Annotated in this window: 11 protein-coding genes; 4 read left to right on the top strand and 7 right to left on the bottom strand. The window is 61.5% G+C overall.

All coding sequences use genetic code 11. The annotated features are described in order from the left end of the window. Nucleotides 1-123: 123 nt before the first annotated feature. Nucleotides 124-789 (bottom strand): polysaccharide lyase family 7 protein, encoded by a 666-nt coding sequence (locus BHC62_RS00145; protein WP_029297342.1) that lies wholly within the window; start codon nt 787-789, stop codon nt 124-126. Nucleotides 790-1,107: 318 nt separating this feature from the next. On the opposite strand from BHC62_RS00145, the gene BHC62_RS00140 reads away from it, so the two are divergent. Genes BHC62_RS00140 through BHC62_RS00130 form a run of 3 tightly spaced genes read left to right on the top strand, consistent with a single transcriptional unit; the run spans nt 1,108 to nt 4,085 of the window. Then, nucleotides 1,108-3,228, top strand: a complete 2,121-nt coding sequence (locus BHC62_RS00140; RefSeq protein WP_029297339.1) for a bifunctional diguanylate cyclase/phosphodiesterase — start codon at nt 1,108-1,110, stop codon at nt 3,226-3,228. Nucleotides 3,229-3,270: 42 nt separating this feature from the next. Continuing rightward, nucleotides 3,271-3,771 (top strand): M48 family metallopeptidase, encoded by a 501-nt coding sequence (locus BHC62_RS00135; RefSeq protein WP_070993951.1) that lies wholly within the window; start codon nt 3,271-3,273, stop codon nt 3,769-3,771. A gap of 17 nt (nt 3,772-3,788) precedes the next feature. Beyond that, nucleotides 3,789-4,085, top strand: coding sequence for a helix-turn-helix domain-containing protein (locus tag BHC62_RS00130; protein WP_029297334.1), 297 nt, complete (start codon nt 3,789-3,791; stop codon nt 4,083-4,085). A 96-nt stretch (nt 4,086-4,181) separates the two neighbouring features. Here the strand turns inward: BHC62_RS00130 and BHC62_RS00125 are convergent, their stop codons facing one another. Beyond that, nucleotides 4,182-4,634: a GNAT family N-acetyltransferase gene (locus tag BHC62_RS00125; protein ID WP_029297332.1), complete on the bottom strand. Its 453-nt coding sequence runs from the start codon at nt 4,632-4,634 to the stop codon at nt 4,182-4,184. 255 nt (nt 4,635-4,889) lie between these two features. On the opposite strand from BHC62_RS00125, the gene BHC62_RS00120 reads away from it, so the two are divergent. Next, complete coding sequence (locus tag BHC62_RS00120) at nt 4,890-5,627, top strand: ABC transporter substrate-binding protein (RefSeq protein ID WP_029297330.1); 738 nt, start codon at nt 4,890-4,892, stop codon at nt 5,625-5,627. Between the two features lie 91 nt (nt 5,628-5,718). Here BHC62_RS00120 and yccS read toward each other — a convergent pair whose 3' ends face one another. The 5 genes from yccS to BHC62_RS00095 all read right to left on the bottom strand — a co-directional run bounded on the left by yccS (nt 5,719) and on the right by BHC62_RS00095 (nt 13,301). Further along, nucleotides 5,719-7,902 carry a YccS family putative transporter gene (gene yccS / locus BHC62_RS00115; protein ID WP_070993950.1) on the bottom strand — a complete coding sequence of 728 codons (2,184 nt, stop codon included), beginning with the start codon at nt 7,900-7,902 and terminating at the stop codon, nt 5,719-5,721. Nucleotides 7,903-8,136: 234 nt separating this feature from the next. Beyond that, complete coding sequence (locus BHC62_RS00110; RefSeq protein WP_070993949.1) at nt 8,137-9,315, bottom strand: NAD(P)/FAD-dependent oxidoreductase; 1,179 nt, start codon at nt 9,313-9,315, stop codon at nt 8,137-8,139. 162 nt (nt 9,316-9,477) lie between these two features. Then, the gene (gene dbpA, locus BHC62_RS00105; protein ID WP_232545553.1) at nt 9,478-10,815 is read right to left on the bottom strand and encodes an ATP-dependent RNA helicase DbpA; all 1,338 of its coding nucleotides are present in this window, start codon (nt 10,813-10,815) and stop codon (nt 9,478-9,480) included. Between the two features lie 131 nt (nt 10,816-10,946). Beyond that, complete coding sequence (gene mdtD, locus BHC62_RS00100; protein ID WP_029297321.1) at nt 10,947-12,374, bottom strand: multidrug transporter subunit MdtD; 1,428 nt, start codon at nt 12,372-12,374, stop codon at nt 10,947-10,949. Between the two features lie 36 nt (nt 12,375-12,410). Beyond that, nucleotides 12,411-13,301 carry an alpha/beta fold hydrolase gene (locus BHC62_RS00095; RefSeq protein ID WP_070993948.1) on the bottom strand — a complete coding sequence of 297 codons (891 nt, stop codon included), beginning with the start codon at nt 13,299-13,301 and terminating at the stop codon, nt 12,411-12,413. Nucleotides 13,302-13,580 lie beyond the last annotated feature (279 nt).

The following is a 13,580-nucleotide window of genomic DNA, read 5'->3' as shown; positions in this document are numbered from 1 at the left end:
CTCCATGACTTTCTTATAGGGAAGCATTGCGCGTGCGCGGCGCCATACTCGAATTGTCCTACAAGAAAGTCGAGACCCAGGGTCGCGGTTCTGTCCTAAAGCGTCGTGAGAATGATCGGACTGTCAGTTGTGATCGATATCCAGCTTGGCAAATGTCACTTTGCCGCCCTCTTTGCTGTCGCCGCTGTTGTCTTGCACATACACGCCGGCCTTGAAGTACAACGGTTTTTTGCCCCAGGCCGCGCCGAGGCGTTCGTTCCATTGGCCGTTGGCGGCCTCCACGCTCAACAGGCCGGCCTTGTTCAGGTGGATGACGTAGGTGAAGTTGCGCGCCAGTGGCACATTCTCGGCCACGATAATTACCCGGCCCTTGCTGTCATCCGGGCGCATGCGCACTTTGGCGACGATGTTGCCGGTCTGGGTTTTTTCCTTGTACTGGTATTCGACTTTGACCAGCGGTTTCTGGCTGTCATAGGCGTGGATCTGACCGATGACAATCTTGCCCGAGGAGGGCACCTGGTTGATGGCCAGGGTGGCGCGCAGGTAGTTGTCGGCTTCGGGGTAAGTCCAGTTGCGCAGCCGGCCATCGGCATAGGTTTCGCGCAGTTCGCTGCGCGGGTAGATGGCATTTTCGGTGCGGGTGCCGGTGACGGGCGACCAGAATTGCACGCTGCTGCCTTCGGCCTGGAAGTACTTGCCCTTGAAGCCGCTGAGCAGTTTAGGGGTGTCGATGGTGGCGGGCGGAGTGCCAACAGGGATGCTCAGGTTCCAGGTGGACAGATCAATCATGGAGTGCGCCTTTGCTGTACGGAAGAAGGGTCAAAAGGCTTTGGCCCATGGGTTGGCGCGTTCTTTATAAGCGGCTGGTAACTGTTTGTTAATAAGTTTTAGGCGGTTTATTGGCGCCAATAGTCTGTCCAAAAGCCATCTTTCCCGTAGTTCGGGGGCTGTAGCGCCTGACCGTTAGTCGGTTGTGTGCTCTTTGGCGCAATGATGGCCCCGTCGTGCCTTCTGCTTTAAATGATCCAAGGCTAGAGTGACTCCACATTAAGTGTCCGGTTTTATCTCAAAATTGACCGGAGTGAACCCTCAAGGAAGAGACGCAGTATGGAATCCGTTCCAACCCTGGCCGAAGGCTCTTCAGTGCTCCTGGTAGTCGATGACTATCCGGAAAACCTGATCAGCATGCGCGCGCTCCTGCAGCGCGAGGATTGGCAGGTGTTGACTGCGGGTTCCGGCGAGGAAGCCCTGGGGCTGCTACTGGCGCGTGATGTCGACCTAGTGCTGCTGGATGTGCGCATGCCGGGCATGGATGGCTTCGAAGTGGCGCGCTTGATGCGCGGCAGCCAGCGTACCCGCATGACGCCGATCATCTTCCTGAGTGCCACTGAGCAATCGCCCGCCGCTGTGCTCGAAGGCTATGCCAGTGGCGCCATCGACTATCTGTTCAAACCCTTCGACCCGCATATTCTCAAGCCCAAGGTCCAGGCCTTGCTGGAGCATCAGCGCAACCGCCGCGCCTTGCAGCGTCTGAGTCATGACCTGGAGGCGGCCCGGGCCTTTAATGCCTCGGTGCTCGACAATGCCGCCGAGGGCATTCTGGTGGTGGGCGAGGACGGAGTCGTCAGCTATGCCAATCCGGCCATTTCACGGTTGCTCAATGCCACTGTGGACGAGTTGCAAGGCCAGGCGTTCCTGGGCTTCCTGCAAAAACCCCATATGCCTGACTGGTTCAGCTGCGAGCTGTATACCGGCTACCTGCGTGGCGAAACCTGGCGCCTGCATGATGCAATCCTGCGCACCGCACCCGGCCAGCAGTTGCCGGTGGCGATGTCCTGTGCGCCACTGCCCCGGGAGCAGAAGGCCATGGTGGTGACGGTGCAAGACATGTCCCAGGTGCGCCATCTGCATCAGCAACTGGAATCCCAGGCCGTCACCGATCCGCTCACCGGTTTGCTCAACCGGCGTGGTTTCTACCAGACCGTGGAGACGATCCTGCTGCGCAACGAGCGCAGCGAACATTCCACAGTGCTGCTCTACATGGACCTGGACGGTTTCAAGCGGGTCAACGATTCGGTGGGGCACGACGCCGGCGACCGGGTGCTGCGCTGGGTCTCGGAGCAGTTGGAACTGTGCCTGCGCAGTTGTGACATTCTTGGCCGCCTTGGCGGCGATGAGTTCGTCGCGCTGCTGGAGTTGGAATACCCGGAACAGGCCGCCAAGCTCGCCGAACAGTTGATCGAGCGGGTGTCGATCTGCCAGCAGGTGGACGGCCTGGAGGTCATGCTGGGGGTCAGTATCGGCATTGCCACCTTCCCCGATTGCGGTCGCGATTTGTCCGGCCTGCTGCGTGCCGCCGATATCGCCATGTACGAAGCCAAGCGGGCAGGGCGTCAGCAATATCGCTATTACGATCAGGAAATGAACGGCCGGGCCCGCTCGCGCCTGATGCTTGAAAGCAGCGTACGCGAGGCCATCGACAACAAGCAGGTGACGTTGGTGTACCAGCCCCAGGTGTCGCTGCTGGACGGGCATCTGCGCGGTGTCGAAGCCTTATTGCGCTGGCAGCACCCGAGTGTGGGCGATGTGCCGCCGGGGTTGTTCATGCCTCTGTTGGAGGAGGCGCGCCTGATCAGCCAGCTCAGCAGTTGGATTTACCATCAGGTGGCATTGGCGCGCCAGGCCTGGGCCTCGGTCATGAGCGACGACTGGGTGCTCAGCGTGAGCCTGAGCAGCAGCCAGTTCAATATGCCCAACCTGGCGCCTCAACTGCAGCAGGCAATGGAGCGACATGGGCTGCACGGGCGGCAACTGGAGGTGGAAATCGCTGAAGAAAGCCTGATGCACAATATTGAAGAGTCCATCAAGCAACTCAAGCAGCTGCGCCGCCTGGGGGTGCGCATTGCCCTGGATGACTTCGGCTTGGGCAACTGCTCCCTGGCCCATCTGCGTGACCTGGAGTTCGACACCCTCAAGCTCGACCCCGGCCTGGTGGCCCGCGTGCTCGGCTCGCCACGGGAGGCCGCGCTGGCCCGCAGCATTATCGAACTGTGCGGGCACTTCGGCTTGTTGGTGATTGCCGAAGGTGTAGAAACCCTTGAGCAATGCCACTGGCTGCAGGCCAATGGCTGCCAGTTTATCCAGGGGCCGCTGGTGGCCCTGCCCCTGACCGCCGAAGATATTTCCCTGTGGCCGCAGCCTTTCGCGCTGCGCGCAGGCCCCTGCTGAATTCGCTACACTGGCGGCCTCACGCCCCTGCCGTTCGAACCCATGACTGCGCTGAAATACCTCCAGGCCTATCCCGCCGCCCTGCAAGAGCAAGTGCGCCAATTGATCGCCAAGGATCAACTGGGTGACTACCTGCACCAGCGTTACCCCGAGCGCCATGCGGTGCAGAGTGACAAGGCGCTGTACAGCTACGCCCAGGCCCTGAAGCAGGAACACCTGCGCAACGCGCCGGCCATCGACAAAGTGCTGTTCGACAACCGCCTGGACCTGACCCACCGCGCCCTGGGCCTGCACACCACGATCTCGCGGGTGCAGGGTGGCAACCTCAAGTCCAAGAAAGAGATCCGCATCGCTGCGTTGTTCAAGGAGGCCGCGCCGCAATTCCTGAAGATGATCGTCGTCCACGAACTGGCGCACTTCAAGGAATCGGACCACAACAAGGCGTTCTATAAACTCTGCGAATACATGATGCCCGGCTACCATCAGGTGGAATTCGACCTGCGGGTGTACCTGACTTATCGCGACTTGCAGGGCAAGTGCTAAACACAAGGCGACCGATCATGGATGTAAGCAAGACCAAGAGCAGTTTCTACCGGCGCCTGTATGTGGCGTACTTGATCGACAGCCAATTGGCCAGCAGCGTCCCGGCGTTGACCGAGGTGACGGGCATGCCCCGGCGCACGGCCCAGGACACCATCGCGGCGTTGGCGGACCTGGATATCGTCTGTGAATTCGAGCAGGAAGATGGCGCCCGCAACCATGCCGGGCACTACCGGATTCGCGACTGGGGGGCGATTGACCGTGGCTGGATCGAGCGCAACCTGGTGCAGGTCAAGCAGGTGTTGGGTTACCCGTGAAATTGGGCTGGCAGGTCTGACGCTATCGCGGGCAAGCCCGCTCCCACAGGTCGATAACGATCAAATGTGGGAGCGGGCTTGCCCGCGATAGCGATCTCAAGCGCGCCGCATACCAATATGTGGAATGTCGTCTTCAAGGTAGACCTTACCCTCGACCTTGAACCCATATCTTGCGTAGTACCCCTGCAAATGCGCCTGGGCTGAGAGAAAGATCGGCGTCTGCGGCCAGATATCGTCGATCTGCTTGAGGGTTTCCGCCAGCATCTTGTGGCCCAGGCCGGTGCCTCGCGCGGCCTCGGCCACAAGCACGCGGCCGATAACCACGTCGCCGCCATTCAGCTCCGGGTCTAGCAGGCGCAGGTAGGCCACCAGTTGATTGTCCTGCCAGGCCATCAGGTGGTGGGTATCGCCCTCCAGGTCCTGATCATCGATGTCCTGGTAGACGCATTTCTGCTCGACCACAAACACCGCTGCCCGCAGACGCAAAATGGCGTAGAGCTGTTCTTTGCCCAGATCATTGTGGTGCTTGCAAACCCAATCGACAGTCATCGTTCCATCTCACATAAAGACCTGACCCGGATAGTAAAGCCCTGGCCGCCGACTGTCTTGGGCGGTAGTGCAAACACCTGGAAAACGCTGTTTTTTGTGAGTGACGTCAATTTGCCATCATTGAGTGCTTTCTCGGCCTGGTTCTTTGTGTAATCTGCGATACACCTCGAGCGATAAGCTACAGTCAGAACCTGGAAGTACTCCCGCCAGCGTCATCGCCCGCAACGAATTGCCCGCTGTGCAAGGACATTAAGCATGCTGCGATTGTCTCGTGCCGTTGCTTTGATCGTATTGCTGTTGCTGGCCCCGACGGTGGCCGCGGAACGCTTGCGCCTGGTGGCGGATGCGTGGCCGCCGTTTACCGATGCGACCCTGATCAATGGTGGCCTGGCCACCGATATCGTCAGCACCGCCCTGGCGCGTGCCGGCTATGCCAGTGATTTCGAGCAGGTGCCATGGGCACGGGCGTTGATGGGGGTGGGGGACGGGCGTTACGACGTGCTGGTCAACGCCTGGTACGACGAGGCGCGCACGCAGTTGGGGCAGTTTTCCGCCGAGTATCTGCTTAACCGCGTGCGGTTTATCAAGCGCCGCGACGATCCCATCGAGTACCAGAACTTGCAGCAGCTGCATGCCTATCCCATCGCGGTAGTGCGCGGCTATGCCTATTCGGCGGATTTCGATGCCGATCCCAAACTGCAAAAAGTCCCGGTGCATAACTTCGCCATGGCCGTGCGCATGTTGGCTGCCCAGCGCGTGCGGATGACGGTCGAGGATGAGTATGTCGCGCGCTTTTACCTGGCGCGGGAATCGCCCAGGGTGCGCAATGCCGTGGAGTTCCTGCCCCAGCCCTTGAGTGAGAACAGCCTGCATATCCTGGTCAGCCTGAAAAACCCCAAGCATGAGCAGATTGTTGCCGGGTTTGACCGGGAGATCAGCAGGATGAAGGCGGATGGCAGTTATGCGCGCCTTCTTAAGCAACATGGGATGTAGTGTTCTTAAGGCCGCCATCGCGAGCAAGCCCGCTCCCACATTTTGATCTGCGAATACTTCCAATGTGGGCGGGCTTGCTCGCGATAGGGCCCTAAGCCGCGCTGGTTTCCTTGATCAAATGCGCGGCCAATGTGCGCAACGGCCCCAACTGCCGGCAAATCAACGCCAATTGCGTCTGCACCAGCCTTTGCGCCTCATCGATCTCATCGGGCATCTGCTCCAACTCTACCGCCAGCGCCTCCTCGGCATCGCTCTGCACCGCGATCGGCTGTTTGTTCGCCAGCCCCGTGGCAATTTCGTCGATGCTGGTGGCGAGGGTCTTGCCCGCGCCTTCGATCAGGTGTTCGCGCATGTCGGCCGGTAGTTGGGTATCGCGGTGCGCACCGAGCCCCGACAGGTAGCTGAGCAGGGTGTGGGACAGCACCAGGAAGCGGAAGCCCACGTCGGCTTCCTTACGAAAATGCCCCGGCTCCATCAGCATATTGGCCAGGGTGGTGGACAGCGCAGCATCGGCGTTGTGCGCGTTGCGCCGGGCCAGGCGGTAGGCCAGGTCGTCGCTCTTACCAGCGGCATATTGCTGCATGATCTGGCGCAGGTAGATGCTGTTGCAGGTCAGGGTGTTGGCCAGCACCTTGTTCAGGCGCCGGCCCTGCCAGTCTGGCAGGAACAGGAACACCGCCAGCCCGGCGATCAGGCTGCCGAGCAGGGTATCGAACAGGCGCGGCAGGAACAGCCCGTAGCCATCGCCCACCTGATTGAAGCAGAACAGCACCATCAGGGTAATGGCGGCGGTGGCCAGGGTGTAGCGGGTGGTGCGGTTGATAAAGAACACCAGCCCGGCGGCGATGGCGAACATCGATTGCACCAGGGGGCTTGGGAACAGATCGAACAGCGCCCAGGCCACCGTCAGGCCGATGGCCGTGCCGATGATCCGCTGGCCGAGCTTGCGCCGCGTCGCGCCGTAGTTGGGCTGGCAGACAAACAGGGTGGTAAGGATGATCCAGTAGCCTTGGGACGGGTGGATCAAATGCACCATGCCGTAGCCCACGCTCAGCGCCAGGGGCAGGCGCAGGGCGTGGCGGAACAGCAGCGAAGTCGGGGTCAGTTGGGTGCGCAGGCGCGTCCACATTTCCTTGAGGTTGCGCGGCGAACGGTCCAGCAGGCTGCTGTCGCTGGCATCGGCCAGGCTGTCGGGGTTGCTGGCGTCACTGAGCAGGCGGTCGAGGGTCGACAGGTTGGCCGCCAGCGCCCGCAGCGAGCGTAACAGGCCGCGCCAGGCCGGGTTGCTCTGGATACTCAGGTGTTCCAGGGATGCATTCAGGTCGCCCAGGGCCTCGGCGAAGCTGGCGTCGTAGACAAACGGCTGGCGCAACTGGATCGACTCGGCGAGGGCTTGGCAGGCTTTGCCTTGCTGGCGCAGCAGGCGCTGGCAGCGGAACAGCACGTCGCTGTGGAAGAACGCCTCGGCCAGCGCGTTGTAGGGGTAGTGGGAGGAACTGGCGCGTTCGTGGATGTCCTGGGCCAGGAAGTACAGCTTGAGGTAGCGGCTGACCTTGGACCCCGGCCGGCCATTGCCGACACGGTGCAGGATGATTTCCTTGGCCGCATTGAGCGCCGCCACCACCCGGCCATTTTGTTGGGCCAGTTCCAGGCGCCGCGCTTCTACGTCCAGTTGGCGAATAGGCTCGAACAACGACGACTTGAGCTTGAGGTAACGCCCCAGTTCGCGAAACAGCCGGGCCAGGCTCTGCTGCACCGGCTGGTTGGAAAACATCGCCTGCCACAGCACCGATAGCGCGCCATACCAGGCGGCGCCGGCCACCAGCAGCAAGGGCTCGTGCCAGAAATCGGTGACGGCGCCACCGCGCTGGTCCACGCCGATCATGGTGTAGACCGACAGAATCAAGGTGGCCGAGGCGATCGCCCCATAGCGCTCGCCGAGGGCGCCGAGCATGGTCAGGCAGAAGCTCGCCAGGGCGATGGCGATGGCGAAAATCCACGGGTAGGGAAACAGCAACTCCACCGACAGCGCCGCCACGCTGAAACACACCAGCGTTACCGCCAGCGCATTGAGGCGGCCCTGCCAGCTGTCATCGGTCTCGGCCAGGGCGCTGGCGATGATCCCCAGGAACAGCGGGATCAGCAGCGACATTTCATCCTGATACCAGCACAGCGCCATGCTGCCGGTGAGGGCGATAAACACCCTTACGCTGTAACTGAACTTATCCAGTGCCCAAAGGCGCCGCATGGACTGCTTGAACGAGGTCGAGGACATGAAGTCTGGGGTCTTCCGGGACGATGCCGCTAAATTGAGCCAGTAATGACGCCACGGCAAGCGCGGCAATCACATTCATAAGCAAAAAATGTTTTTGGCACACCCCAATCAAAATGTGTGCGGGCTTGCTCGCGAATGCGGTGTGCCAGCCACCGGATCAGTTGACTGGTACTGCGCATTCGCGAGCAAGCCCGCTCCCACAGTTGATCGCATTACCGTTCTAGAGGGCGGGGTTCAGACGTACTGCGCCGCCGCATAGCCCGACGCCCAGGCCCATTGGAAGTTGAACCCACCCAGGTGCCCGGTCACGTCCAGCACTTCGCCGATAAAGTACAGACCTGGGCTTTTCAGCGACTCCATGGTCTTGGACGACACTTCCCGGGTATCCACCCCGCCCAGGGTGACTTCGGCGGTGCGGTAGCCTTCGGTACCGGCCGGGACCAACTGCCAGTCGCCCAGCTTGGTGGCGATGTCTGCCAGTTCGGCGTGGGTGTACTGCTTCATCGGCTTGGACACAAACCACGTCTCGGCCAGCAGGTTGGCCATCTTCTTGGTGAAGATCTCGCCCAGCAGGGTCTTGAGCTCGCTGTTGGGGCGCTCGGCCTGTTGCTGTTGCAGCCAGGCGTGGGCGTCGTGGTCGGGCAACAGGTTGATTTGCACGGTGTCGCCAGGTTCCCAATAAGAGGAAATCTGCAAGATCGCCGGCCCGCTCAGGCCGCGATGGGTAAACAGAATGTTCTCGCGAAAGCTCTGGTCGTTACAGCTCACCAGGCAATCGACCGAGGTGCCGGACAACTCGCCACACAGCTCCTTGAGCTGATCGGTGATGGTAAACGGCACCAGCCCGGCGCGGGTCGGCAGCAGTTCATGGCCGAATTGCTTGGCCACCTGGTAGCCAAAGCCGGTGGCGCCCAGGGTCGGAATCGACAGGCCGCCGGTGGCAATCACCAACGACTCGCAGCGCAACTCGCCGAGGGTGGTCTGCAACTGATAGCCGCTGTCGAGTTTGCTGATCTGCTGGATCGAGGTGTCCAGGTGCAGGCTCACGCCGGTCTGGATGCACTCGTCGAGCAGCATGCCGAGGATGTCGCTGGATTTGTTATCGCAGAACAGCTGGCCGAGTTTTTTCTCGTGGTACGGCACGCCGTGCTTGGCCACCAAGCCGATGAAATCCCACTGGGTGTAGCGGGCCAGGGCAGATTTGCAGAAGTGTGCGTTGTGCGAGAGGAAGTTGGCAGGCTCGGTGTACATATTGGTGAAGTTACAGCGACCACCGCCGGACATCAGGATCTTCTTGCCGGCCTTGTTTGCATGGTCGATCAACATCACCTTGCGCCCACGCTCGGCGGCGGTCAGCGCGCACATCAAGCCTGCGGCGCCGGCGCCAATGATCACAACTTCGGTCGAGCGCAAAACGGTGTCCTCACAAAAACCTAATTTGAAATGCAATCTAATGTGGGAGCTGGCTTGCCTGCGATAGCATCAACTCGGCCTGAGAGTCAGACCGAGTCGGTTGCATCGCAGGCAAGCCAGCTCCCACATTGATTGGGTTTACCCAGTGGCTAAACGGTGTGCTTACAGGATCCGCACGCGCAACGAACGGCCCTTGATCTTGCCATCGTTCAAGCGCTGCAACGCCTGCTTGGCGACGCTGCGCTCCACTGCCACGTAGGCCTGGAAGTCGAAGATCGCAATCTTGCCGACCTGGGCGCCCGGGATCCCGGCTTCACCGGTCAGTGCGCCGAGGATGTCGCCTGGGCGAACCTTGTCTTTACGACCGGCAGCAATGCACAACGTGCTCATCACCGGCAGCAGCGGCGCGCCGCCCTGGGATTTGAGGTTGCTCAGTTGGTCCCAGTTCAATGGGGCTTTCTGCAACAGCTCGATGGCCTGGGCGCGGTGCGCTTCGGACGGTGCTACCAGGCTGATGGCGATCCCGGTCTCACCGGCGCGACCGGTACGGCCCACGCGGTGAATGTGGATTTCCGAATCGCGGGCCAGTTCGACGTTGATCACCATGTCCAGCGAGTCAATGTCCAAGCCACGGGCCGCCACGTCGGTGGCCACCAGTACCGAAGTACTGCGGTTGGCAAACATTGCCAGCACCTGGTCACGGTCGCGCTGTTCCAGGTCGCCATGCAGGCCGACTGCAGAAATGCCCTTGGCGGTCAGGTGATCCACGGTTTCCTGCACTTGCTGCTTGGTAAAGCAGAAGGCTACGCAGGAGGCCGGACGGAAGTGCGACAGCACCTTGGTCACCGCGTCCATGCGTTCTTCCGGGGAGATTTCGTAGAAACGCTGCTCGATCTGCTCGTCGGAGTGGAACGCTTCGGCCTTGACCTGCTGCGGCGCGCGCATGAATTTGGAGGCCAGTTGCTTGATGCTCACCGGGTAGGTGGCCGAGAACAACAGGGTCTGGCGACGGGCCGGGGTCTTGCTGATGATGTCTTCGATAGCGTCGTAGAAACCCATGTCGAGCATGCGGTCGGCTTCGTCGAGGATCAGTGTGTTCAGGCCGTCCAGCACCAGCGAACCCTTGCGCAGGTGCTGCTGGATGCGGCCGGGGGTGCCGACGATGACGTGGGCGCCATGTTCCAGGGAGGCGATCTGTGGGCCGAGGGACACGCCGCCGCACAGGGTCAGGACCTTGATGTTGTCTTCGGCGCGGGCCAGGCGGCGGATTTCCTTGGCCACCTGGTCAGCCAGCTCGCGGGTCGGGCACATCACCAGGGCCTGGCAACCGAAGTAGCGCGGGTTGATCGGGTTCAACAGGCCGATGCCAAAGGCGGCGGTCTTGCCGCTGCCGGTCTTGGCCTGGGCGATCAGGTCCAGCCCCTTGAGGATCACCGGCAAGCTTTGCGCCTGGATCTGCGTCATCTCGGCATAACCCAGCGAGTCGAGGTTAGCCAGCATGGCGGCGGAGAGCGGCAAAGTATTAAAAGCGGTGGCGATGGTGGTCACGGGACTGGCTCTGCAAAAACAAAATGTCGCGCAGTGTACCAGCCCCGTGGGAATTTCCCTGCAAGTTCTAGACGAGACGCCGCTTAATGCTCGATGTCGTGCTCGCGGCTGACCATCCGTTTGCCGTCTTTTGGCGACAATTGCAGGAAGATCGCCGCCGCCAGCATCGCCATGATGCCCACGGTGAGGAACGTCAACTGGAATGCCTCAAGCACGGTATTGACCCCATCGTTACCGGCTTCGGCGGTAAACCCGCCGAGCAGGGCACCGGCGCAGGCCACCCCCAGGCTCAGGGCCAGTTGCGCCACCACTGACAGCAAACTGTTGCCGCTGCTGGCCTGGGCATCATCGAGGTCGATCAGGGTCACGGTGTTCATCGCGGTAAATTGCAGGGAGTTGATCGCCCCCAGCACCGCGAGCATGGCCAGCAGCAGCGGGTACGGCGTCTGCTCGCTGACCAAGCCCATGCTCGCCAGCATCATGCCCAGTAGCAACGTATTGCCGGTGAGCACGATGCGATAGCCCAGGCGCTCGATCAGCGGCCGGGCGATGGACTTGGCGACCATGGCCGCCGCCGCCAGGGGCAACATGCTCATCCCGGCCTGGGACGGCGAATAGCCCAGGGCGATCTGCAACAGCAAGGGCACGAGGAACGGCAGGGCGCCGCTGCCCAGGCGGGCGAACAGGTTGCCGAGAATGCCCACGGCAAAGGTCCGGGTCTTGAACAGCACCGGCGAGAACAGCGGGTTTTCGATATGCCCGGCGCGCAGCCAGTAGGCCGCCAGGCACGCCATGCCGCCGAACAGCAGCAACATCACGCGCAAGTGCGGCAGGTGCAGCTCACCCAGGCCTTCCATGGCAATGGTGATCAGCACCATCGCCGCGCCAAACAGCAAAAAGCCCAGGCTGTCGAAGCGTGTGCGCTCAGTGCCGCGCAGGTCGGGGATGAATTTCCACACGGCGTAGCAGCCGATCATGCCCACCGGCAGGTTGATCAAGAAAATCCAGTGCCAGGTCAGGTACTGCACCATCCAGCCGCCCATGGTCGGGCCGAGCAGGGGGCCGAGCAGGCCGGGAATGGTGATAAAGCCCATGATCCGCACCAGCTCCGAGCGCGGGTAGGCGCGCAGCACCACCAGCCGGCCGACGGGCAGCATCAGCGCGCCGCCCAGGCCCTGGATCACCCGCGCGCCCACCAGCATGGTCAGGCTGCTGGACAGGGCGCACAGCAGCGAGCCGATGCTGAACAGCATGATCGCGCCGAAGAAAATCTTCTTGGTGCCGAAACGGTCGGCGATCCAGCCCGAGGCCGGGATCAGCAGGGCCACGGTGAGCATGTAGGCGATGATCACGCCCTGCATGCGCAGCGGGTTTTCCGCCAGGTCCTCGGCCATGGCGGGCAGGGCCGTGTTGAGAATCGTGCCGTCGAGCGACTGCATGAAGAAGGCAATCGCTACCACCCATGGCAACCAGCGGGCGGTCTTGGCATCGAGCACGACACGATTCGGCATGAGATCCCTTTTTGTTAGCAGGCTATGTGTCGCCGATTATGCGCCAACCTCGGCCGGTTTTCCCACTGGCGGTTCGTCTATATCGGCGATGGCTACGTGTTTGCCCACCAGGAAATCGATCAGTGCCCGATGCACTGCCAGCGCCGCCTCCCGCGATTCCAGGTCGAGCAGATGGCCGGTGTGTTCGGCGCTGGCGAAGCTGCTGCGCCGCACATATTGCTTGAACAGTTGGGCCTCATTGGCCGGCGTGTACTCATCCAGGGTGCCGTTGAGGAAATGCACCGGCGTCTCGATCTGGCGTAGTTGCGGCAGGTAGTTGCCATCGCCCAGGGCCAGTACCTGATGAATATGAAAGCGTGCCTGGCGGTATTCGGTGGTGGCCATGGTCGACAGGTGCCGATGGTTATTGCGCTTGAGCCGGCTGGAGAGGAATTTGCCGACGGTTTCATTGAGCAGGTGGCCGACGGCGGACTTGTCATCGGCCTCGATCAGCACCCGCACCCGCTCCACATATTCGAGCATCGCCTGGTTGAGGTTGGGCGCCAGGGCCATCACCACCGAGCTTTCGATCGAAGGCGGGTTGCGTGCCAGGGTCAGCAGGGTCGAGATGCCACCCCAGGAGGCCGACACCAGATGGTTGACCTGAAAGCGCTCCACCAGCGCCCGCAGGATCTCGACTTCGTCGTCCTTGGTCACCAGGTCCAGATCGGTGTTGTGCGGGCGCGAATAGCCGGAAAACGGCAGGTCGAACATCAGCACATTGAAATGCTCGGCCAGGCACTTGCTGGTGCGGGCGAATGAGCGGGTGGTGGACAGCGCGCCGTTGACCAACAGCACGGTCTTGCGTTGCGGATCGTTACCCAATTGCTCTACGTGAACGTTGTAGTGCTTGAACAACTTATCAATGACAAAACTTCCTTGGTACATGTCAACGCTCCGGCTCGCCCTATCCCGGGCGAGGTCATGCATCGCTTGCAGGCAAGCGGGTTGAAAGGTGGCGGGATGCCACTAACTGTTATAACGAGCTTTTGGAGAGTCGACAACAGCCCGCCAACCAACGGGGCGCTGTCAGGGAAGGTTCATCAGCGTGCGGGGGATTGCCCTGTAGGAGCCGGCCTAAACCGTGGGTAAGGCGGGCTTGTTGTGGCGAGGGGGCTTGTCCCCCGCTGGGCTGCGCAGCAGCCCCAAAACCAGCCCCCGCGGTCA

The sequence above is a fragment of the Pseudomonas sp. 06C 126 genome, from assembly GCF_001855215.1.
Classification (GTDB): domain Bacteria; phylum Pseudomonadota; class Gammaproteobacteria; order Pseudomonadales; family Pseudomonadaceae; genus Aquipseudomonas; species Aquipseudomonas proteolytica.
Note: the sequence above shows the minus strand (reverse complement) of the source record. Positions and strands in the feature narration are given on the sequence as shown.

Coding starts and splice junctions, on each gene's coding strand:
- BHC62_RS00120 (WP_029297330.1), top strand. CDS start 4,890: ATGCTGCGATTGTCTCGTGCCGTTGCTTTGATCGTATTGCTGTTGCTG.
- yccS (WP_070993950.1), bottom strand. CDS start 7,902: ATGTCCTCGACCTCGTTCAAGCAGTCCATGCGGCGCCTTTGGGCACTG.
- mdtD (WP_029297321.1), bottom strand. CDS start 12,374: ATGCCGAATCGTGTCGTGCTCGATGCCAAGACCGCCCGCTGGTTGCCA.
- dbpA (WP_232545553.1), bottom strand. CDS start 10,815: ATGCTGGCTAACCTCGACTCGCTGGGTTATGCCGAGATGACGCAGATC.
- BHC62_RS00140 (WP_029297339.1), top strand. CDS start 1,108: ATGGAATCCGTTCCAACCCTGGCCGAAGGCTCTTCAGTGCTCCTGGTA.
- BHC62_RS00145 (WP_029297342.1), bottom strand. CDS start 789: ATGATTGATCTGTCCACCTGGAACCTGAGCATCCCTGTTGGCACTCCG.
- BHC62_RS00130 (WP_029297334.1), top strand. CDS start 3,789: ATGGATGTAAGCAAGACCAAGAGCAGTTTCTACCGGCGCCTGTATGTG.
- BHC62_RS00135 (WP_070993951.1), top strand. CDS start 3,271: ATGACTGCGCTGAAATACCTCCAGGCCTATCCCGCCGCCCTGCAAGAG.
- BHC62_RS00095 (WP_070993948.1), bottom strand. CDS start 13,301: ATGTACCAAGGAAGTTTTGTCATTGATAAGTTGTTCAAGCACTACAAC.
- BHC62_RS00125 (WP_029297332.1), bottom strand. CDS start 4,634: ATGACTGTCGATTGGGTTTGCAAGCACCACAATGATCTGGGCAAAGAA.